Source organism: Bacillus sp. FSL W8-1141, assembly GCF_038593205.1.
Classification (GTDB): Bacteria; Bacillota; Bacilli; order Bacillales; family Bacillaceae; genus Bacillus; species Bacillus altitudinis.
The window spans coordinates 3,364,248-3,385,654 of record NZ_CP151973.1 but is presented as its reverse complement, the minus strand read 5'-3'; the positions used below and the strand labels follow the sequence as shown (position 1 = coordinate 3,385,654).

Genomic DNA, 21,407 nt, shown 5'->3' with positions numbered 1-21,407 from the left:
CAGCCAATATGAAACCAATGATATGGACAATCGCAGGAATTTGCATCATCATTTTAATGATTCCAACCTTACTCGTGTTGCCGACGTTCCAAGGAAAACCAGCAGCCAGCCAACACGTAGCAGCAGAACCATCAGTTAAAAAAGAAGTGAAAGGTTCAGTCAAATTGAAACAATCACCCGTCTCCATTCCCGTCTACCGTTCAGCGCATCAGCAGGTAGAAAACATCCCCTTAGAAGAGTATGTGATCGGTGTCGTCGCTTCTGAAATGCCAGCCGATTTTGAAATAGAGGCGCTCAAGGCACAGGCACTCGCCGCTAGAACGTATATCGTCAGACAAATGATCATTGATAAAACCGTCAAATCTCCACAGGGTTCTCTTGTAGATGACACCCAAATGTTCCAAGTGTACAAAAATAAACAGGAACTGAAGAAAATTTGGGGAAAAGCGTACAATTGGAAATTAAAAAAGGTCACAGAAGCGGTCGCCAGTACACAAGGGAAAGTACTGACGTATGACGAAAAACCAATTGATGCTTCCTTCTTTTCAACAAGTAATGGGAAAACCGAAAATGCAGAAGCTTATTGGAAAAATGAAATCCCTTATTTGAAAAGCGTCTCAAGCAAATGGGACGAAAAATCACCCAAATTCCAAAACAAGAAAACCATCAAAGTGAGCGAATTTCAGCAAAAACTGGGTGTGACCCTTGGCCAGCAGCAGGTGGGAGAAATTGTAGAACGAACACCAGGCAATCAAGTAGCCAAAGCCGTCATTAACGGAAAAACATTGTCGGGCAGAGACATTCGCGAATCACTAGGATTGCACTCTGCAGACTTTACATGGGAACGAAAGGGTCAGCAAATCGTGATTACGACAAAAGGGTATGGCCATGGTGTGGGCATGAGTCAGTATGGTGCACATTATATGGCACAGTCAGGCAAAAAAGTAGAGGCGATCGTGAAACATTATTATCAAGGGATAAAAATTGAATCAGCTGATCGCTTTCTGAACACATATATGGCTAAGAAATAAAAGCAAAGGTGCCTCAAAATGGGGGCATCTTTTTTTATGTGTGAAGAGGTTTGAACAGAATGTGACAAATTGCGACTTAAGACGCACCTCAGGAAATCTTAAACATTTACATCCCGACAAGAACCGATGGCCGATACAAAGCCCCTCGAAAGAATGAGAAAACGAGGGTGACAAAAGAGTCGTTAGGTGAATATATCTAGACATCTGACAGAATTTTAGTGATTTTGATGAAAGAGAAAAAGGGATCGAGTCCTATACCATTCCAAGACAGAATATTTTACGATTAAGATGTTTCAATCAAATACATAAGGAGGAAGGAAAAGCATGTTGAAAAAAGTATTTACACTCGTAACCTTAGCTGTATTGACATTATCAATGTCAATCTCTTCACCAGTATTTGCAGAAGCAGCATCAGCCAAAAAACATAAGAAAGATGTAAGAGTGACGATCTTACTTGATGCAAGTGGAAGTATGGCAAGAAAAGTGGATGGAGAGCGCAAATTCGATTTAGCAAAACAAGAGGTATTTAAATTTGCTCAGTCTCTTCCGAAAGATGCTAAAATCCGTATGAGCTTGTTTGGGTCTGAAGGAAACAACAAAAACTCAGGTAAAGCCCAATCATGTGAAGTCATTAGAGGCGTTTATGGCGTTCAGCCTTATGAAAAGGATAGTTTCGAAAACTCTCTAAACGGTCTTGGACCAAATGGCTGGACACCGATTGCACGTGCTCTTGAAAGTGCAAAGCAAGCAGATAAGCAGCTTCATAAGGGAACAAAACACATTGTGTACTTAATTACTGATGGTGAAGAAACTTGTGGTGGAGATCCAGTGAAAGTAGCGAAAGAGCTTCATAACTCAAAGGGATCTACTGTAGTCAATGTGATTGGATTAGACTTTAACGATGGCTATGAAGGTCAATTGAAGCAAGTAGCTAAAGCTGGTAAAGGTCATTACTACCAAGCAAGCACTGGGAAAGAAATGGGTTCTATCCTTACAGCAGAATCATTAAAACTACACGAATAACTTGCTGAAGAAAAGGGAAACGATTGATTGATGCTTTCGTTTCTCTTTTTCTGTACAAATGAAAAAAAGGGAGATTTTTTAATGAAAAGAAATATTATATTAACCATTTTAGCGAGTCTTGTTCTGCTTCTTTCTTCACCAGCTCATGCTGTAACGAAAAAGGAGCCTGCTCATGTGGTGATTTTACTTGATTTAAGCGGAAGCATGGCACAATCGGTTGAAGGCGAAAAGAAAATCGATATCGCAAAACGCTCGATCCAAAGTTTCGCAAGTATTTTATCAGAAGATACACAAGTCTTGCTTCGTGTTTTTGGTCATGAAGGAACGAATAAAAATGCAGGAAAAGCCGTTTCTTGTGCAAGTTCCGAAGCAGTTTATGGATTTGGAACATATGAGCAAGCAACCTTTCAACAAGCGCTAAATGTGTATGGTCCAACAGGATGGACACCACTTGCCAAAGCATTAACTGATACGAAACAAGATTTTGAAGATCACCAAGCTAAAGGAAAAAATATTGTATATGTTGTCAGCGATGGTGAGGAAACATGTGGCGGAAGCCCATCACAAGCAGCAAAGCAATTACATGAAGAAGGTATTGACACAATCGTCAATATCATTGGCTTCGATGTAAATGAAAAAGAAGCAAAAAGTCTAAAATCTGTTGCCAAAGCTGGTGGTGGACAATATCAACCAGCAGCAAATGCAGAAGAATTGAATCATATTCTTCAAAAAGAAGCGAACTCTTTTGGTCAATAGGATGTGAAAAGACAGCTGGGGAGAAACCCCCAGCTGTTTTTTCATTAAGGATCAATTTAAAGTCGTTTCCAATTCATCAATCCGTTTCTCCACGTAGTGCTGATCTTTTCTTGCATGAAAGGTTTCGGCTTTTTCTAATATTGCGGTGGTATTGTATTCTGGAATCTGAGAATAGCTTTCGTAAACCCCTTTTGGTATTAACACGTTTCCTTCAGGCCAATAAACTGCGATATTTCCACGTTTCAGCTCTCCGAATTGAGCAACTCCTTGGTAGGATCCATATTGATTAAAAAGGACAACGGGATCGCCTTCTTGGACGTAAAGCTCTTTCGCATCTTCTTCATTCATCAAGATAGAATGCCGCTTTCCACCATTAAAGGCATCCTTTTCACTGTAAATCATAGAGTTGAATTGCTTGCCTCGTCTTGTCGTGATATTGAAATGCCCCTCAGTTTTTCGGTATTGAGGCAGCTGTGCTGGGAGCAGGTGTCCTTTTCCATCCGGTGTTGGACACACCCCATCTTCGCAAAGCCATGCGCCACCCCATTGAAAGACATCCCCTTTATGACGCAAATGCTGGATCCCATCATAGTTCCGATTTGCGATGGCAATCTCACGACGAATGTCTTCAGCATGGTCAAAATGAATCAGCTTCGCGTCTTCTGGGCGAACTCTTTTTGCTAGGTCAATATAAATGTCCCATTCAGCCTTGGCTTCTTCAATGCGAGGTCCTTCAATTTCCGGACTGAAATACACCATGCGTTCCGTACTGGTTGATGTACCGCCGCCTGGCTGTTCATATCTTGTCATTGCAGGCAGAACAATCACAGTCTCTTCTGCTTCTACCAGTGTAGAGGTGTTCAAAATAATATCTTGATGGACACGGAGTTCAAGCTCGGATAGTGCTTTTTCAATCGCTTCAGGATTTGGCATCGTTTCTAAAAAGTTTCCACCGCTAGTAAACAGCATCTTCAGCTTTTGCGGGTGTTCTTTTGGAAGAGCCATTTTTTCAAATGATTGCCCAATCGTGTCACCATGCCATTTTGGAATATCAAATCCCCATATCTTCTCGATTCTTTTAATATTCTCTTCATCAAAATCACTGCCGGGCAATACGAATGGATCGGCACCCATTTCGCCTGAACCTTGGACACCGCTATGGCCACGAATAGGCATAACGCCACAATGTTTTCTGCCAATAAATCCGCGTAACATGGCAAGGTTTGCGACTTGTGATATATTATCAGTTGCAAAGCGATGCTGAGTGAGACCCATACTCCAAATAAACACCCCTGAATTGGCATTGGCAAGCAGTACAGCGAATTCCTTCATTCTTTCTTTAGATAAGCCTGACGATGCTTCGAGATCCGACCATTTTAACTGAGTGACATGCTGCTTTACATCTTTTATGCCGGTTGTATGTGCTTGGATAAATTCATGGTCAAGAGCGGAATGGGGCGCTTGCTCCTCCATATCAAACCAATGTTTGATGACACCATTCATAAACGCAATATCGCCGCCTATATTGACTTGATAAAAATCATCCGCTATTTTTGTGCCGAATAAAGCACTTTCTGGGATAGAAGGGACCCAATATTTTTCCATTGCAGGCTCTTTATATGGATTGATGACAATGATCTTGGTTCCTTTCTTTTTAGCGGCGTACATATATTTAGTCGAAACCGGCTGGTTGTTTGCTGCAACAGAGCCCCAAAATATCAATACATCTGTTCCAATCCAATCACTGTAATTACAGCTGGATGCACCTATACCAAGGGAGCGTTTAAGAGCGGTTTTGCTTGGTGAATGGCAAATACGAGAAGCATTATCGATATGATTTGTTCCCATAAATCGCGCAGCTTTCGCCGCAGTATAGTACACTTCATTTGTAATCCCTCTAGCCGTTAAATAGAAAGCAAGCTGACGTTTATCAATCGATTTGATTTTAGCGGCGATTTGATCTAATGCACTATCCCAAGAAATGCGTGTAAAGGCATTCTCACCTTTTTTTCGAATCAGGGGATAAGGAATACGCCCAAGTTTTCGAAGAGACGTGCTATCCATTTGTTTGAGCCGCTCAATATCTTCGAACCATTTTGGATCAATAGCTGGCATTGTGTTAAGCCGTAGCACATTCAGTCTTGTAGTGCATATATGGGGTCCTGCTAGTGTTTGATCGTATAAACCTGATACACCAAGAGCACAGCCGTCACAAACGCCCTGAGTCAATATACGGTACGCATAGGGGAGATTATCTTTGTTCTCCCATGCCACTTTCATTGTGTCTCGAATGTGTTTCGGTTTTACTTTTCCAAGCCCCATAGGAGCAAAAGAGGCCCATAGCTTTGGTGAGGGTTTTTTGTTGAGTTTAATAGGCCCCTTGTGTTTTGTTTTTCCCATGATATCGTCACCCTCCTATCATTTTGTAAAGCGTTTTCATATCTAAAAATTACCTGTAGATTGTCATTCTGTCAAATTCATATTAAGAGCGGACCGTGACAGAAGAAGGAGCAGTAAGATTTGATTCACGAAGTTGTTTAATATCCTTCCGAATGAGAAGAGATATGATAAACGCAATGAAAAATAGGCCAGAGAAGACCATGAGACTTTGTGTGTAATTGCCTGTAATGTCACGAATAAAGGAGGAAAATAAAGGTCCTGCTAAACCAGCAGCGGCCCAAGCGGTGAGAATATAACCGTGTATGGCACCTAGCTGCTTCGTACCAAATAAATCTCCGATATAGGCTGGAATTGAAGCAAACCCTCCTCCGTAGCACGTATAAATGATCGCCATCACGATTGAAAAGATGAGCGGTTCTTTTAAGTAGGGAAGTAAGGGAAAAGCAATGAGCTGTATAGTAAAGAAAATCGTATACGTATTTGGCCTTCCGATATAATCAGAGAAGGATGCCCATCCGATCCGTCCTAGCCCATTAAAAGCACCTAAAATTCCAACAAGAGTAGCTGCTGCACCCGCCGTGAAACCAACACTTTCTTGAGCAAGCGGTGATGCTACAGAAATAATAGCAATTCCGCATGTGATATTAATAAAGAGCATGACCCACAAATAATAAAAACGCCGTGTTTTAATGGCTTCATTTGCGGTGAGCTGTGATAAATCTTGAGGAATTTTCCTTTGGCTTGTTTTTAGCACGTTAAATTGTTTGACATCATCAGGTGTTGGTGGTGATAAATAAAGAGATGAAACGACCATGATAATAAAATAAGAGATTCCGAGAATATAGAAGGTGTTTGCAATATCAACTTTTTCAATGAGAAATTGAATAATGGGACTGCAAATCAGAGAAGCAAACCCAAAACCCATAATGGCTAAACCCGTTGCGAGTCCTCTTCGATCTGGAAACCATTTGACTAATGTTGATACTGGAGCAATATAGCCTACACCTAATCCGATTCCAGCGAGTACACCATAAAATAAATAGAGGAGAGGTAATGAAGACATGTGGACAGCAAACCCTGATCCAGTCATCCCAATGCCGAAGAAAATAGCTGAGAAGAGCCCTGATGCCCTCGGCCCATACTTTTCAACGAAATGCCCCATAAAGGCAGCTGATAAACCTAAAAATAAAATAGCGATGCTAAATGTCAGGCTTATTTCTGTTAATGACCATTGAAAGGTTTGATGTAAAGGATTCGTAAAAACACTCCATGCATAAACAGATCCGATAGATAAATGAATCCCCACAGCACTTGTAGCGATCAGCCAACGATTTTTTGTTTTATTCATTGTGTTCCCTCCATATAAAGCAAACAAAAAGTTTGATAAGATAGAAATATGTTACATTTTTATGACTTTTTAAAATAATATCACAATTCGTCTGGTTCATATAACTAAATTTGTGTTGAAAGGAAGATCAGATCATGAATCCTTCTGTTAAAACGAAACGGCGCATACACCAATATCGCAAAGGTCAAATGACATGTAAAACAGATGAAGTTGTAGAAGAATTCCCTTTAACCGTGCTGGTGAATGGTGAAGAGTTTGTCACACTCGTTTGTTCACCGGATCATTTGAAAGAATTGGTGATCGGTTTTTTAGCTTCAGAAGGAGTCATTCGATTTGAAAAAGAGATTAAAAGGTTTACAATAGATGAAAGTATGGGTTTTGCATATGTTGACTTACATCACACAACTCAGTTCCAATCCTCAGATTTTACAAAACGAGTGATCGGATCTTGCTGTGGGAAAGGAAGACATTTTTATTTTCTCCAAGATGTGAAGACGGCAAAAACAGCCATTGACCGAATCAGTATTTCTGCTGAAACTTGTATTCATTTAATGAAATGTTTACAGGAGGAAAGTCAGTTATTTCAACATACTGGTGGTGTCCATAATGCTGGACTGTGTGATACAGAAAAGCTATTCATCACTAGGACGGATATAGGACGGCATAATGCGTTGGATAAAATCTATGGATATTGTTTACTTCATAAAATCCCACTGAGAGATAAAATCCTTGTATTTAGCGGCCGGATATCATCTGAAGTTTTGTTGAAGGCAGCAAAATTAGGAGTATCAATCGTCATATCAAAATCAGCTCCTACTGAGTTAGCACTTAAAATGGCAGAAGAATTAAATATAACAACAGTTGGATTCGTAAGAGGAGAATCTTTTAATATCTATACTCATCATCAGCGTATTACAGAATAGGAGGCTAAGTATGGTCAGTATTTTGGATAAAAGACATCGACCATTGCGCGATTTAAGAATATCCGTAACAGATCGCTGTAATTTTAGATGTACGTACTGTATGCCTGCTGAAATCTTTGGACCAGATTATCCTTTTTTAGATAAAGAAGAGCTACTTAGCTTCGAGGAAATTGAACGACTTGCTGCGCTTTTTGCAAAGGAATTAGGTGTGGTGAAATTACGTATTACGGGCGGTGAACCTTTAATGCGTAAAGATTTGCCCGTTTTGATAGAAAAACTCGCAAAAATTCCAGGTATTGAAGACATCGCGATGACAACCAATGGAACGCTGTTACCTTTGTACGCAGATAAGCTAAAGAAAGCAGGTCTGAATAGAGTCACCATTAGTTTAGATTCTTTAAATCCAGATCGTTTTAAGCAGATGAATGGAAGACACATTTCTATCCAAAAAGTATTTGATGGGATAGAGGCTGCAAAAAAAGCTGGACTTGCTATTAAGATCAATATGGTTGTCCAAAAAGGTGTGAATGATCAAGATATCTTACCAATGGCAGCCTATTTTAAAAAAGAAGGACACATTCTACGATTTATTGAATTCATGGATGTTGGCAATACGAATAAATGGAATCTCAAGCATGTATTGACGAAAAAAGAGATTATGGAGCTAATTCATTCAAAATACCCTATCAAACCAGAACCTCCTCGATATCAAGGGGAAGTAGCCAAGCGTTATTTTTATGAGGATGGGTCAGGAGAGATTGGCATTATTTCTTCCGTTTCAGATGCTTTTTGTGGATCGTGTAATAGAGCTAGACTATCTGCACGTGGCGAATTATTTACCTGTCTTTTTGCATCATCGGGTTTTGATCTGAGACGATTCATCCGTAATTCAGAAAATGATGAATACCTATTGAACATATTGAAGGAACTTTGGTCAAACAGACAGGATCAATATTCAGCTGAGAGAGAGCAAAAGAAAGATCAGAAAAAAGTTGAGATGTCCTACATCGGCGGGTAATGACAACAAAGTATCATGATCATCGATTTTTGAAAAGAAGAGAAAATGCTATAATCAATGTTGAAAATCTTCTTTTCACATCAGGACAATCTTTCCTATAAGCTCGGCCCCATAAAAAAACAGCAGAGATTCTGCTGTTTTTTAAAATGCTATTTTGCACCTCAAAATTGACGGAGTAAGGATGAAAAAGAGATTTTTATTCATTTTGTCCTGCTTTACATTGATAGGAACTATGCTAAGATCAAATCAATCTTTACCAACTCGATTTTTTCACTCCTGGAATCTGTCCTTTATAGGCAAGCTCACGAAAAGCAATTCGAGACATTTTAAATTTTCTCAAGTAACCTCTAGGACGGCCAGTTAATTCACAGCGGTTTTTTAAGCGAGTGGGTGAAGAGTCTCTAGGTAGTTTCTGCAAAGCTTCATAGTCACCTTTTTCTTTTAGCTCTTTCCTTAATTGTGCATATTTCAAAACGAGCTGCTGCCGCTTTTTTTCTTTTGCTATCTTTGATTTCTTTGCCATTTAAAACCCTCCTGGTTTAAGTGTGTATGTTCCATTGAAAGGGGTCTTCAAACGTTGTCCAATCTTGATCAAATTCTTCAGGTGTAAGTAAGCATTGATCTAGTGTACGAATAATATCTGCTTTAGGTAAATCTACACCGATAAAGACAAGTTTTGTATGTCGATCACCAAACTCTGCATCCCACTCATCTAGAATGTCTGGTTCCTGATTTAAGATCCGTGATCGTTCTTGCTCAGGCAAGGCAGCAATCCAGTATGCGATTGGTTCAATTGCCACAGATTTTCCGGCTTGCGAAATTAAAATGGTTAAATCATGATGTGTCGCTAGCCATGTAAATCCTTTCGCTCGAACAATCTGCTCTGGCATTTGATCTAACCATGCATTCAGTCTGCCAGTATGAAAAGGGAGCCTTCTTTCATAAACAAAAGATGAGATTTGGTATTCTTCTGTTTCAGGCGTATGCTGAGAGTGTCCAGCATTAATTTCTTTGATCCAGCCCGCAGAAGCACTAGATTTTTCAAAATCGAATAAACCAGTATTCAAAATATCACTAGGTTTTACGTTACCTTTAGAGGTTCTAATAATGGCTGCTTCTGGTTGAAGTTTGGTTAACACGTGCTCAAGCCGATCTAGTTCTGATGCTGATACAAGATCACATTTATTGATAATGAGCACATCACAAAATTCAATTTGATCAATAAGTAAATCGGAAATCTCTCGTTCATCATCATCTGAAACTGCTTCTTTACGATCCAATAAACTTTCTCCTGACTGGAAATCTGTCCAGAAACGGTTTGCATCTACCACCGTTACCATCGTGTCTAATCTGCAAAAACGTGTCAAATCTATGCCCATTTCTTCATCAATGTAAGAGAAAGTTTGAGCGACAGGAATTGGTTCACTAATACCTGTAGATTCAATGACAATATAATCGATATTCCCAGCCTTACAAAGGCGTTCTACTTCAATTAATAAATCTTCTCTCAATGTGCAACAAATACAACCATTAGATAGTTCAACCAGTTTCTCATCTGATCGAGAGAGTTCGCCGCCTTGCTTAACTAATTCCACATCAATGTTTATTTCACTCATGTCATTGACAATAACAGCTACTTTTAGGCCTTTACGATTCTGAAGAACATGATTTAATATCGTGGTTTTTCCAGCTCCTAAAAAGCCGCTTAGAACTGTGACAGGTATTCTTTTATCCATTTGTTTTAGTCCTTTTGAACATGCTCATTTTGTATGCCGCCTCACTTATATAGTAATGATTACGATTTAAATCTTAAAAATTATTTTGTTTCCCGATGAAGGGTGTATTTCTTTAATCGTGGAGAATATTTTTTTAACTCCAATCGGTCTGGATTCGTTCGTTTATTTTTTGTAGTGATATAGTTTCTGTCACCTGTTTCAGTACAGGCTAAGGTGATTTTCACGCGCATAATTGCTATAATCCTCCTTTATTTCGTAATGATTACGATTTGTATTTTAAAATGATAAAGGCTGATTGTCAAGTTTAGTATCAAGTCTATGCCAACTCAAATAAAAAAGGGGTATCCTATTTCATTGATACCCCTTTCTATTAATAAAAGTCACCAAGTTCTTCTTCGTAATAATCTTCGTACTGTTGGACATCGGTAGGGAGTTCTTGGAGAAAGGCTAGTCCACCTAGTATAAACATTAAAACAATCGCGATGAATGAGAGAATAACGGCGGCGATACTTGAAATCGCAAACAGTGTTTGCATTTTCATCATCTTAGCATATTGTTCCAATAATTCTTCGTAAGAAGTATCAGGCGCTTGAATCAATTGTTCAGCTGCTTTCACGGATTTTTGGACATGTATTCCCATCATAATCAGAAAAACGCCAATGGCAGCAGGAAGAACAAGCCAAAACCCACTGAGGATGGATAAACCACCTGAAATATAGAGAAAGATGCTCCCAACCTTTCCCCACTTTGTTATTGAATGAAGAGATTGAATGATTTTCTCAGTTTGTTGCAATTGTGTTCACTCCTTTATGTATTCACTCTATATCATACTTGAGCAAGTAGTACTTTAGGAAGAGTGAATTGACCTTTTTTCTATCTTTTATTTACTTTTTATGGATAAATAAATTATTTTTGAATAAGAAAAAAGTAGCAATTACTACAATTCTAATCGATAAATTTTGTCATAAATAAGAAAAGTAGTTTGAAGTAATTAGAAAATTTATCAAAATATGTTGTTAGTTGTCTATCAATTGGTTATTATTGTATTGTATTACCATAAAAATTGGAAGGTGGAATTCATATGTTAGATCGAATTTTAAACAAAATGACCAATGTTCAACCTGCAGCTGCTAGATGTATTTTGCAAAGATTGGTAACTTCTTGCCAATCAGCACCAACTTGTTTCCTTCAAGGCGTTGGAACTTTCCGTTACTATGTGGATCGTGACACAGGTGAGATTTGTACTAGCCAAGAACGCGTTAAATGTGGCTGCTAAATCTAAGTATCTTATTTATTAGGGTGTGAACGCATGAGCATAACTCCAATTTCATTAGTAACAAATGCTATGCAGACGTCAAATAAGCGTCAAGCAGGCCATACATCAAATTCTTTTTTGACCCAAGCAGCGCAAATTGTTCAAGGCGACCATTCTCCAGAAGAGAGAAAGGCGTTATTTCAACAACTGACTTTAGTTCAGCAAGGAAAAGATTTAGAGCTTCATGTTTCTAAATTAAAGGAACTAGAGAAAGAGGTTCAAAAAGAGGGATCTTCTTCTGTTACTGTGAATCAGCACGGTGATCAAGTTGACATTTCAAATGAAGCTCGCAGTGAGTTTGAACAAGCTGAGGAACAAACATCCGCTTCAAGCGAAGCTAATGATATCGCTGCAGAGGAAAAAGGGAAGGATGTTCAGCCAAATTCACAATAATAAAAAATGAGGCATGTGTTTATGCTCTTCACATGCCTCATTTATCTTTAGTTTGCAGCTAGTCTTGAATAAAGACCGTCTGGAAAAGGTGCTGCATATGAGATGGTATCATTGTCTTCTACCATGATGTAGAAAGGAAACTCCTGAATTTGGAATGCGTTTATCAATTGTTCGTCTACCGGAATAATCCGCAAGTTTGTTTCGTTATCACGATATAATTCTTGGTCCTTTTTTTGCCCGTTTTTCAACAAAATACTCAATGAAACGTTTAGTTTACGCTGCTTTTTTGTTTCTAGGAATTGTTCGAGTGATGGAATGCAGTGCGGACATGCTGTGTCAGTGAAGATCAGTAATTGTTGTGTACGATTTGTTTGCAGCAGATCATTCATGTGAATGGGTGATGGCTGTTCGAGAAGTGGATGCGCAAGTTTCTGCCCCACGTGTTCTATAGGTAAGATGATAAGCTGCATCTGTTGTTTTAAATAGATGATAATTCCAGCCGTTAATAGAAGACTGCAAATCATAAGAGCGAGCTGTAAAAGAAAAATTGAATTCATCGTATATCGTCCTCTCAAAGTGAAGTTACGCAAAGCTATCATATTACAAATATCAAAAATATGTCAATTATACTAAATGGTGTAAGGTGGAGCATCTCATGAGTACAGTGAACCATTGTTTATATGCAATCTCCTATACTTGGAAAAAAAGTCGTTCTTATCTTCTTTTAACTTTGTTCATTCAAGTGATCGTTGGTTTTATGCCTTTGGCTAGTGTCTGGATTATTCAAACTTTGATTAATGAAATTATTTTATTTATGACGTCTTCAGGTGACATCCAAAAGGTTTTGTGGTTATTTGGACTGCAAATGGTCATTGTGATTTTAGGATATGGGCTTCAATTCATTCTTCAGCTTAGTCAACAGAAAGCAACAAATCTGATTGGTCTGCATTTGAAAGGTGAATTGCTTCAAAAAGCGATAAGACTGCCGTTTATTACGTTTGAGCACCCGTCATTTTACAATGAAAGTCAACGTGTGATGAACAGTCATCAGCATGTTCTCAGTATGGTGAGAAGTATTTTTACAATGATGAGCGCGTTGATTACTGTTGTATCACTTCTTATCTATATGATCGGTATTCATTGGGGCTTAGCGGTCATATTGTTCTTGTTTACCTTGCCTGTATTATGGATTGAACTTTTTTTTGGAGGCGCACGTTATCGATTAAATCGTTTGTTAACGGCTAATGATCGAAGAGAAATGTATGTATCTGATCTCGTCGCGCAGCGAGATTCTTTAAAGGAAGTTCGTTTATATGGAATAGGGAATTATCTTCTTCAAAAGTGGAGAGGTCACTACGTTAAAAGTGCAGATGAAAAATATAATTTGCTGAAACGCCAAGTGCGCTGGGAGATGGCAGGCGGGTTGCTTATGACATTGGCCTATGTGTGCTGTGGTTTATTGATTGTCTTTCTTATTTTTCAAAAAAAATTAGCAGCGGGTACGTTTGTTGCAGTGCTGCAAGCTGTACAAAACATTCAAAGTGGGTTTCAAGATTTAACAAGAGAATGTTCTAGTTTATATGAAACAAGCCTATATGTTGATGAAATGAGAGCTTTTCAAAAGAGAGAAGAGGAAATGCATGAACATGAACAGACAGAAGAGGCAGCGTCGCTTCAGGGAATTGAGCATATCCAGTCCATTACATTAGACAATCTCTCTTTTACTTATCCGAATATGAAAAAACCAGCGATTGAGCATATTCATTTTCATATGAATAAAGGTGAACGAATTGCATTAGTAGGAGATAATGGGTCCGGTAAAACCACTTTAATCAAATGTTTAACCGGCTTATATGATCCAGATCAACAGAATATGCACAAAGTCAATGGAGAGGATATTTCCACCATCCATAAAAAGACCTATCATGCGAGAATGGCTGTTCTTTTTCAAGATTTTATGAAGTACGAATTCACTGTGAGAGAAAACATAGGGTTTGGCCGTATTGATGATATAGAAGAGGAAGAGCGGTTGATTTCAGCCGCCCGCCAAGCAGGTATAGAGAAAAGAATTAATCAAATGGAAGACACATATGATGCGCAGCTAGGTCGCTTTTTTGAAGAGGGACATGAATTGTCTGGCGGACAATGGCAAAAGCTTGCGATGGCGAGAACCTTCTTTAGAGAAAGTGATTTTATTATTTTAGATGAACCGACCTCTGCTCTCGATCCGCTGTCGGAGATCTCGCTCATTCGAAAGTTATTCGATCATACGCAGGATCAAGGGGTTTTGTTTATTACACATCGTATGGGAGCGGCCCGCTTAGCAGACCGTATCATCGTCATGAAAGATGGTGCTTTTATTGAAGAGGGCAACCATGATGAACTGATGGCGTTGCACGGAGAGTACAGAAGGCTTTACGAGGCACAATCTCAACTATTTCAACAAAAGGAGATGGTGTAAGGTGAGTGTCTTTTATTTCATAGGCGTCTATTTACTAGGAATCATTTTTGCGGGTGCATGGCTCGATAAAGCAAGGAAACAGAAGGCACATGTCCAGCAGATCAATGCTTATCGGTTGTTGCCGCCTTCTTTTGCGGCACCTATGTTTTATTTATTTTTGTTGATTGAATTGGTTTGTACGGTTCATTTGTTTATATGGAACATGTCTGTCCTGCCTGCAATTGGCCTTACAGCCCTGTTATGTATTTATACTGGAGCGGTTACGTTCAATTTAATTAGGGGGCATCGTGATATTTCGTGCGGTTGTGGAGGGTTACTGGAAAACGATCGCCTGCATTGGGGGATTGTGATTCGTAATCTGCTGATGCTTACTCTTGTGGCAGGGTTATTTTATGTACATCCTAGTGTTGAAATGATTTCATTGCGGTTGAAAATGATTTGTTTTCTCATTGCAGCGGCTGTATGTTTGATCATAGCGGTCAGCCAAGAAATTGTGCTATTGAAGCGAAAGTGGATCGACTCATTCCAGATTGCAGATGAATCAATTATAGAAGGAGATAAAATGAAATGACAGATATTTTATTAATCATTGTGTTATTAATTGTCATTGCCCAGCTGGCTGTCGTTTTTTTGCTTGCCCGTTTTATCGGGAGATTTATGAATAAAATAAAGTCCCTTGATGGAATTGAATTGAAGGAAGCGGATATTGGTGACCCGGCTCCGTTATTTCGCAGTTATTCGCATGTAGGTGAAAAGGTGATCTTGAAGGAGTATTTGCAAAATGGGCGAGCTGTGATGCTGTTATTTGTGAATTCTACTTGTATGACTTGTAAAAGTATTTTGTCTGATGTGCAGCCTCAAACTTCACATGATGATGCTCATGTGATTGTTATTAATGGAGATGAACAAGCCGATGATGCCTCGCTTCTTCAATTGCTGCCGGAGCAAGCTGTTTATATGCGCTCATCACAAATTATGGAGTTGTATGGAGTAACAGTTGTTCCGCAAGCGCTTCTGATTGATGAACATGGTATCATTCTGAAAAGAAAATCGCTTCAAAATGCGAAGCAATTTGAGCAGTTGGTGCATGCTTCATAAAAAAGCGTCTCTTTCTTCAAGAGACGCTCCGTTTATAACTCTTTTCCTAAAATATCTAAGTCGTACCGATTGCCGTCCATTTCTGCGATGCGTGGCAAATGTCCCCAAGTCTCAAAGCCGTGCTTCTTAAATAATTTGATGCTGGCTTCGTTGTGGCCGAAAATAAAGGCAAGTAACGTTCGGATGCCTAATGAGGGTGCCAATTCGAGCGCCTCTTGTAAGAACAATGACCCTAAACCTTTTCCACGATAGTTTTGGTTCAAATAAATACTCATTTCAACAGTACCGTTGTATGCAGGTCTGCCGTAAAACGTTTCAAAACTGAGCCAGCCGTAGATATTTCCTTCCTCATCTGTTTTCACATAGAGAGGACGTTTCTCTGAATGATTCAAAAACCACTGACGGCGGTCTTCTACTGTAACAGGTTCTGTATCGGCCGTTACTTCCCTTGAAGCAATCGTAGAATTGTAGATATCGACGATCTCTTTGAGGTCATCTTCTGTTGCCATGCGGTTGAAAGTCTTCACCATATGTACCCCCATCTTTTTTCATTTATCATACATATTATTGATGCGATTGCGCAAAATAAAAAGAAAAATGATTTCGTGTGTATATATTTTTTGAAAAGTGTTCAGAATGTTGCTGAGGTGATGAAAAATGAGAGAGGAAGAAAAGAAACGTACTTCCAAAATCACAAAAGTTCAGCAATTTTTCCGTAAGCGCTGGGTATTCCCTGCTATTTACTTGGTCAGCGCAGCGGTCGTGTTAACAGCCGTTCTTTGGTATCAAGCTGTATCGAAAGATGTGAAAGACCAACTATCTGATGGAAATCAAACAGGACAAGAACAACGTGATGATGCCGTTGAAGTTGGAAAGCCAATTGAAAATGTCGCTATGCCGGTCCAGAATTCTGAGAATGTTTCTGTCGTGAAAAAGTTCTATGAAGCAGATGCTGATCAAAAAGAAAAAGAAGCAGCACTTGTAAACTATAATAACACCTATACCTTAAGCAAAGGTATTGATCTTGCAGATAAAGATGGCAAAGTGTTTGATGTCACAGCTGCTCTTAGTGGAACAGTCGTTCAGGCGAAAAAAGATCCAGTTCTCGGTCACGTTGTTGAAATTGAACATGAAGATGGATTGTCTACTGTTTATCAATCGTTGTCTCAAGTGAGTGTAAAAGAAGGCGATGAAGTAAAGCAGAATGATGTCATCGGTGCTTCTGGTAAGAATCTATATGGTGCTGAAAGCGGCAACCATGTTCACTTTGAAATTCGTATGGAAGGATTAGCGCTTAATCCACTTAGCTTCATTGATAAGCCTGTTTCTTCCATTGAAAAAGCAGCGCAAGAAGTGACAGAAGAAGCAAAAGAACCTGCTCAGCCAAAAGTTGATGAAAAAACGAAGGAACCTGCTGCTGACGATAAGGCAAAAGAGCCGGCTGAAGAAAAATCTGAAGATAAGTCTGATGAGAAGGGGAAATCCTCTGATCAAGAAAAGTCTTCTGATTCCTCTAAAGACCGCAGTCAGTCAGAAGAAACAAAACAATCTTAATACCTTGCAGCCTCTGTGTATATGAATATGCAGAGGTTTTTTTCTGTCTTAAAAAATCCCCCGCACTCGGCGGAGGATGGATTATAAGGCGGCAGGTCCTTCTTCACCTGTCCGAATGTTGATTGTATTTTCTATCTCATATATAAAAATCTTCCCATCCCCTGGTTCTCCTGTACGAAGTACCTTTTGAGCCGTTTCCACGACCTGTTCAACAGGTACTTTGCTTAAGACGATTTCAATCTTTAAACGTTCGTACACATTGCTTTCCTTTTTGACGCCACGGTATAGTTCCGTATGTCCCTTTTGTAATCCGCAACCGTGCACATTGGAAAAGGTAATCGAGGTGACACCAATCTTTCCAAGCTCCACCTTTAATGTTTCAAAATTAGCTGGACGTGTGACAATCTCCACTTTATACATTTTGCTCATAGAGGCACCCCTTTTTCTTTAATCTTGATATGCTTTTTCGCCGTGCATCGTTAAATCAAGACCGACTGATTCTTCTTCTTCAGTTGCGCGAATCTTGAAGAAGATGTTGACGACTTTGATGATCACGTATGTGACAACTGCAACAAAGACGTATGTGGCCACGATGGCGACAACTTGTTTCCAAAGTAAGCTTGGATCGCCGTAAAATAAGCCGTTGGCTCCGCCATCATTGACAGATGTAGTGGCGAAAAGGCCTGTAGCAATGCCTCCCCACGTACCGCCGATTCCGTGCAGACCGAATGCATCCAGTGCATCATCATAGCCGAACTTGGCTTTAAGTGAATAGACGCCCCAGAAACAAACGATTCCGCCGATGATTCCGATGATAATCGAAGCAAATGGTGTGACAAAACCTGCGGCAGGTGTAATCGCTACTAGGCCTGCAATGGCTCCAGAGATTGCACCTAGCATCGTTGGTTTTTTGTTGATCATCCATTCGACTAACAGCCAGCCGATGATTCCTGCAGCAGCTGCTGTATTGGTGTTAATAAAGGCATACATGGCGACACTATCTAATGTGAGGGCACTTCCTACGTTAAACCCAAACCAGCCAAACCAAATCACAGCTCCGCCAAGAAGTGTGTAGATCAAGTTATGCGGAGAAGAACTTGCCGCTTCTTTTCGCTTCCCGAGAACAATGGCTACGACTAGACCAGCCACACCTGATGAAATGTGGACGACGTTTCCACCGGCGAAGTCAAGTGCTCCCATTTCGCCAATCCAGCCGCCACCCCATACCCAGTGTGCGACTGGAGCGTATACAAATGTGACCCAAAGGAGTGTAAACACGACCACCGCTGAGTAACGAATACGTTCAGCGAAGGCACCAGAGATAATGGCTGTTGTGAGGACAGCAAAGGTCATTTGGAACATCATGAACAATGAATGTGGAATCGTATCACTATATGAACCAGGTTCAAAGCCAACTCCTTTTAGTCCAACCCAGTCAAAGCCTCCGATCCATGCATTGCCTGGCGCAAAGGCCAGTGAATAGCCAAACACGATCCAGACGATAGAGACAATGGCTAGTGAGGTTAAGCTGTGCATTGTCGTACTTAACACGTTTTTACTTCTCACAAGTCCTCCGTAGAATAAGGCTAAACCCGGTGTCATTAACCACACGAGTAGTGCGCAGAAGAACATAAATACTGTATCACCCATTTGCATGCTGCATTCCCCCGAATCATTCAGAATTAATAGATTTCTTAATTCTTCATTATAGAGAGAAAAGTCATATATAACATATTCGTGTAAGTTTATCTAACATGGTTTTTTGGTCATTATCAATATAAATGGATGAAAAGTTCGTAAAAAATGAGAATAAACGTGTATGAACGACGAAAAATAAAGGGCATTTGACCTATAAAATCGAACTGAGAAACAATTTGGTTCGCTCCTCTTGAGGGGAATTAAATAATTCTGATGGGGTACCTTGTTCGACAATTCGTCCTTCATGCATATAAACAACTCGGTCAGCTACTTCTTTTGCGAAGCCCATTTCATGAGTGACGATGACCATTGTCATGCCTTCTTTGGCAAGACTTTTCATGGTTTGCAGCACTTCGCCTACAAGCTCTGGGTCCAGCGCAGAAGTGGGCTCGTCAAATAACATGACATCGGGCTTCATGGCGAGAGCTCGTGCGATGGCAACGCGCTGTTTTTGACCGCCTGATAGCTTTGAAGGGTACACTTTTGCTTTATCCGCTAGTCCGACTTTCTCTAATAAGACATTGGCTTCAGTTATCGCTTGTGCTTTCTTTGTTTTTTTCACCATGACCGGTGCTTCGATGATGTTTTCAAGCACGGTTTTGTGCGGGAAGAGATTAAAATGCTGAAACACCATGCCTATTTTCTGCCTCATTTCGTTTAATTGATCTCGTTTTGGATGAACGGGACTGCCATCAATGATGATCTGACCGTCATTTTTTATTTCTAAAAAATTCATACAACGGAGTAAGGTGCTTTTCCCAGAGCCGCTTGCACCAATTAAGACGACGACATCATTTTCATATACAGTGAGGTCGATATCTTTTAAGACATGCAGCTCTCCAAAGTGTTTATTCAGTTTTTCAACACGAATGATCTCTTTTGATTCTGTCATGCTTCTCCTCCTAATGATCACTGACTGATAGTTTCTTCTCAACGGTTTGCACAGCGAATGTTAACAGCAGGACAAGAACTAAGTAATAGACAGCCACAACAAGTAAGTACGTCATGTTGTCAAAACTGTTGGAGCCTTGAGTGGTGGCTATGTTAAAGAGTTCATTGACGCTGATGAAGGCAGCAAGTGATGAATCTTTTAAGCCGATAATAAACTGATTGCCGAGAGGGGGGAGGGCGCGCCGCATCGCTTGCGGGAGAATGATACGTCTCATGGTTAGAAATCGCCCCATGCCAAGAGAACGTCCTGCTTCTTTTTGACCTTGATCGATTGATTGAATCGCCCCTCTGAATATTTCTGCTATATAGGCACCGTTATGGAAGGCAAGCGCAATAGAGGCTGCCCAAAAGTCGGGTATATTTAATTCTGTCAGCCCAAAATACAGGATGAAAATCTGCACAATGAGTGGTGTCCCGCGTACAAGGAAGATATAGGCATTTGCGATATAACCGAAAACGGCCACGCGGGATATTTTTAGTAAGGCAAAGAAAAGCCCGATGAACATGCCGATGAAAATACTGATGACAGTGAGTTGTAAGGTGAGCAGCATTCCTTCTAAGAAAACGCCTCTAGAATCAATCAGCGTTTGAAAAAAATGTGATAAGGTAGGCAAAACAATCATCTCCATTTGAAGAAAGTGCGCCTAGAGAAAGGCGCACAATCGTGGTTTTAATCCTGTTTGACGGTAATATCTTCGTCAAAATACTTTTCGCTAATTTGTCTTAATGTTCCGTCTTTTTTGAGTGCATCAATCGCATCGTTGATTTCTTTTATGAGTTCTTTATTGTCTTTAGAGACAGCAATTGCTTGCTCACTTTGCCCGAGTCTTTCTTGTGCTTCAATTTTTAGTTTTTTCTTCATGGCTTCTGCCCCTGTGGCAAAATCAGTGACGACCGCATCGTGTTTGCCATTGGCTAGTGCTTCTAAAGCGACAACATCACTGTCGTAATATTTCGGTTCCTGACCGCTATGTTCTTTGGCAATATCCGCATAAGACGAACCTTTAGAGACAGCGATTTCTTTGTTTTTTAAGTCATCTGCACTGTGAATATCTGCGCCGGGTCTTGTGAAGATTTGCGGACCTGAGTAGTAATACGGTTGAGAAAAAAGGACGTGTTTTTTTCGTTCCTCGTTGATGGTATGACTTGCAACGGCCGCATCAAATTTACCTACTTTGACGCCTTCGACGATGCCTGCGAATTTATATTTTTTCTGTACAGGCTCTAGGCCCATCTTGTCACTAATCGCATTGCCGACATCAATATCAAAGCCGGACATCTGGTTTCCATCCATGTAACTGAATGGGTGGAATTCACCTGATGCTGCAAAAATAAATTTCCCATCCTCCAAAATCGGCGACCCTTTCGCTGTAGAATTACGTTTATCTCCGTTCCCATTTGTTTCATTTGAACCACACGAAGACAGAAGTAATACTGCAACCGAGAAAAGGGCTGGGACCCAAAACCGTCTTTTTTTAATAATAAGCTTCTCCTCCTTTTCAGCCGTTCTCCGTATAAGGAGAAAGTAGGCTTTTCAATATGTGTAGCATCTTACCATTTGTTCCTCATATTCTCAATTTTATATGCGCTTTTCCAACACTTGCCCTTTTTAAAATGTATGTCTTGCTTTTCGGAGAGAGAACTTGAATTGATCAGGGTAAAAAAGGGAAATGAATCTCATAATAACGAGGAGATAGACAAA

General features: G+C 40.0%; 23 protein-coding genes. 10 read left to right on the top strand and 13 right to left on the bottom strand.

What is annotated here, in order from left to right; all coding sequences use genetic code 11:
- Positions 1 to 8 precede the first annotated feature (8 nt).
- From spoIID to NSQ52_RS17390, 3 genes are all read left to right on the top strand, one after another.
- Entirely contained in the window at positions 9 to 1,031 is a 1,023-nt protein-coding gene (gene spoIID, locus NSQ52_RS17400) for a stage II sporulation protein D (protein ID WP_144679097.1), read from the top strand.
- A gap of 324 nt (positions 1,032 to 1,355) precedes the next feature.
- A complete protein-coding gene (locus tag NSQ52_RS17395) occupies positions 1,356 to 2,054 on the top strand; it encodes a VWA domain-containing protein (RefSeq protein WP_008343379.1) in 699 nt (232 codons plus the stop codon).
- Positions 2,055 to 2,135: 81 nt separating this feature from the next.
- On the top strand, positions 2,136 to 2,810 hold the full coding sequence (locus tag NSQ52_RS17390; protein WP_025208129.1) for a VWA domain-containing protein: 675 nt from the start codon (positions 2,136 to 2,138) through the stop codon (positions 2,808 to 2,810).
- 51 nt (positions 2,811 to 2,861) lie between these two features.
- Here the strand turns inward: NSQ52_RS17390 and NSQ52_RS17385 are convergent, their stop codons facing one another.
- Together NSQ52_RS17385 and NSQ52_RS17380 are read right to left on the bottom strand one after the other, a co-directional pair.
- Positions 2,862 to 5,210, bottom strand: a complete 2,349-nt coding sequence (locus tag NSQ52_RS17385) for an FdhF/YdeP family oxidoreductase (protein ID WP_326241843.1) — start codon at positions 5,208 to 5,210, stop codon at positions 2,862 to 2,864.
- 82 nt (positions 5,211 to 5,292) lie between these two features.
- Complete coding sequence (locus NSQ52_RS17380) at positions 5,293 to 6,558, bottom strand: OFA family MFS transporter (RefSeq protein WP_025208127.1); 1,266 nt, start codon at positions 6,556 to 6,558, stop codon at positions 5,293 to 5,295.
- A gap of 134 nt (positions 6,559 to 6,692) precedes the next feature.
- Between NSQ52_RS17380 and fdhD the strand changes: the two genes are divergently transcribed.
- Together fdhD and moaA are read left to right on the top strand one after the other, a co-directional pair.
- Complete coding sequence (gene fdhD, locus NSQ52_RS17375) at positions 6,693 to 7,481, top strand: formate dehydrogenase accessory sulfurtransferase FdhD (RefSeq protein WP_024718748.1); 789 nt, start codon at positions 6,693 to 6,695, stop codon at positions 7,479 to 7,481.
- A gap of 10 nt (positions 7,482 to 7,491) precedes the next feature.
- The gene (gene moaA / locus NSQ52_RS17370) at positions 7,492 to 8,499 is read left to right on the top strand and encodes a GTP 3',8-cyclase MoaA (protein ID WP_061420461.1); all 1,008 of its coding nucleotides are present in this window, start codon (positions 7,492 to 7,494) and stop codon (positions 8,497 to 8,499) included.
- A gap of 253 nt (positions 8,500 to 8,752) precedes the next feature.
- Here the strand turns inward: moaA and rpsN are convergent, their stop codons facing one another.
- From rpsN to NSQ52_RS17350, 4 genes are all read right to left on the bottom strand, one after another.
- The gene (gene rpsN / locus NSQ52_RS17365; RefSeq protein WP_008343369.1) at positions 8,753 to 9,022 is read right to left on the bottom strand and encodes a 30S ribosomal protein S14; all 270 of its coding nucleotides are present in this window, start codon (positions 9,020 to 9,022) and stop codon (positions 8,753 to 8,755) included.
- 16 nt (positions 9,023 to 9,038) lie between these two features.
- Entirely contained in the window at positions 9,039 to 10,235 is a 1,197-nt protein-coding gene (locus NSQ52_RS17360) for a GTP-binding protein (protein ID WP_342473660.1), read from the bottom strand.
- An 80-nt stretch (positions 10,236 to 10,315) separates the two neighbouring features.
- Complete coding sequence (gene rpmG, locus NSQ52_RS17355) at positions 10,316 to 10,465, bottom strand: 50S ribosomal protein L33 (protein ID WP_003214771.1); 150 nt, start codon at positions 10,463 to 10,465, stop codon at positions 10,316 to 10,318.
- A gap of 140 nt (positions 10,466 to 10,605) precedes the next feature.
- On the bottom strand, positions 10,606 to 11,028 hold the full coding sequence (locus NSQ52_RS17350) for a DUF5362 family protein (protein ID WP_007497598.1): 423 nt from the start codon (positions 11,026 to 11,028) through the stop codon (positions 10,606 to 10,608).
- Between the two features lie 516 nt (positions 11,029 to 11,544).
- On the opposite strand from NSQ52_RS17350, the gene NSQ52_RS17345 reads away from it, so the two are divergent.
- A complete protein-coding gene (locus NSQ52_RS17345; protein ID WP_039165303.1) occupies positions 11,545 to 11,943 on the top strand; it encodes a hypothetical protein in 399 nt (132 codons plus the stop codon).
- A 47-nt stretch (positions 11,944 to 11,990) separates the two neighbouring features.
- Here the strand turns inward: NSQ52_RS17345 and NSQ52_RS17340 are convergent, their stop codons facing one another.
- Positions 11,991 to 12,500 (bottom strand): hypothetical protein, encoded by a 510-nt coding sequence (locus NSQ52_RS17340; protein WP_017368198.1) that lies wholly within the window; start codon positions 12,498 to 12,500, stop codon positions 11,991 to 11,993.
- Positions 12,501 to 12,598: 98 nt separating this feature from the next.
- Between NSQ52_RS17340 and NSQ52_RS17335 the strand changes: the two genes are divergently transcribed.
- From NSQ52_RS17335 to NSQ52_RS17325, 3 genes are read left to right on the top strand one after another with little or no spacing between them, the layout of a single operon-like run.
- Complete coding sequence (locus NSQ52_RS17335) at positions 12,599 to 14,404, top strand: ABC transporter ATP-binding protein (protein WP_144679101.1); 1,806 nt, start codon at positions 12,599 to 12,601, stop codon at positions 14,402 to 14,404.
- Between the two features lies 1 nt (position 14,405).
- The gene (locus NSQ52_RS17330; RefSeq protein ID WP_024718741.1) at positions 14,406 to 14,975 is read left to right on the top strand and encodes a MauE/DoxX family redox-associated membrane protein; all 570 of its coding nucleotides are present in this window, start codon (positions 14,406 to 14,408) and stop codon (positions 14,973 to 14,975) included.
- A complete protein-coding gene (locus NSQ52_RS17325; RefSeq protein WP_007497592.1) occupies positions 14,972 to 15,502 on the top strand; it encodes a thioredoxin family protein in 531 nt (176 codons plus the stop codon). The genes NSQ52_RS17330 and NSQ52_RS17325 overlap by 4 nt, the downstream gene beginning before the upstream one ends.
- 32 nt (positions 15,503 to 15,534) lie before the next feature.
- On the opposite strand, the gene NSQ52_RS17320 is transcribed toward NSQ52_RS17325, so the two are convergent.
- Positions 15,535 to 16,032, bottom strand: coding sequence for a GNAT family N-acetyltransferase (locus NSQ52_RS17320; protein ID WP_008343345.1), 498 nt, complete (start codon positions 16,030 to 16,032; stop codon positions 15,535 to 15,537).
- 127 nt (positions 16,033 to 16,159) lie between these two features.
- Between NSQ52_RS17320 and NSQ52_RS17315 the strand changes: the two genes are divergently transcribed.
- Positions 16,160 to 17,056 carry a peptidoglycan DD-metalloendopeptidase family protein gene (locus NSQ52_RS17315; RefSeq protein WP_039165313.1) on the top strand — a complete coding sequence of 299 codons (897 nt, stop codon included), beginning with the start codon at positions 16,160 to 16,162 and terminating at the stop codon, positions 17,054 to 17,056.
- 81 nt (positions 17,057 to 17,137) lie between these two features.
- On the opposite strand, the gene NSQ52_RS17310 is transcribed toward NSQ52_RS17315, so the two are convergent.
- The 5 genes from NSQ52_RS17310 to NSQ52_RS17290 all read right to left on the bottom strand — a co-directional run bounded on the left by NSQ52_RS17310 (position 17,138) and on the right by NSQ52_RS17290 (position 21,221).
- Entirely contained in the window at positions 17,138 to 17,485 is a 348-nt protein-coding gene (locus NSQ52_RS17310) for a P-II family nitrogen regulator (RefSeq protein WP_007497589.1), read from the bottom strand.
- Positions 17,486 to 17,503: 18 nt separating this feature from the next.
- Positions 17,504 to 18,712, bottom strand: a complete 1,209-nt coding sequence (locus NSQ52_RS17305) for an ammonium transporter (RefSeq protein WP_008343343.1) — start codon at positions 18,710 to 18,712, stop codon at positions 17,504 to 17,506.
- Positions 18,713 to 18,905: 193 nt separating this feature from the next.
- A complete protein-coding gene (locus tag NSQ52_RS17300) occupies positions 18,906 to 19,646 on the bottom strand; it encodes an amino acid ABC transporter ATP-binding protein (RefSeq protein ID WP_342473658.1) in 741 nt (246 codons plus the stop codon).
- A 10-nt stretch (positions 19,647 to 19,656) separates the two neighbouring features.
- The gene (locus NSQ52_RS17295; RefSeq protein ID WP_007497584.1) at positions 19,657 to 20,334 is read right to left on the bottom strand and encodes an amino acid ABC transporter permease; all 678 of its coding nucleotides are present in this window, start codon (positions 20,332 to 20,334) and stop codon (positions 19,657 to 19,659) included.
- 41 nt (positions 20,335 to 20,375) lie between these two features.
- Positions 20,376 to 21,221 carry a transporter substrate-binding domain-containing protein gene (locus tag NSQ52_RS17290; RefSeq protein WP_342474120.1) on the bottom strand — a complete coding sequence of 282 codons (846 nt, stop codon included), beginning with the start codon at positions 21,219 to 21,221 and terminating at the stop codon, positions 20,376 to 20,378.
- Positions 21,222 to 21,407: the final 186 nt, after the last annotated feature.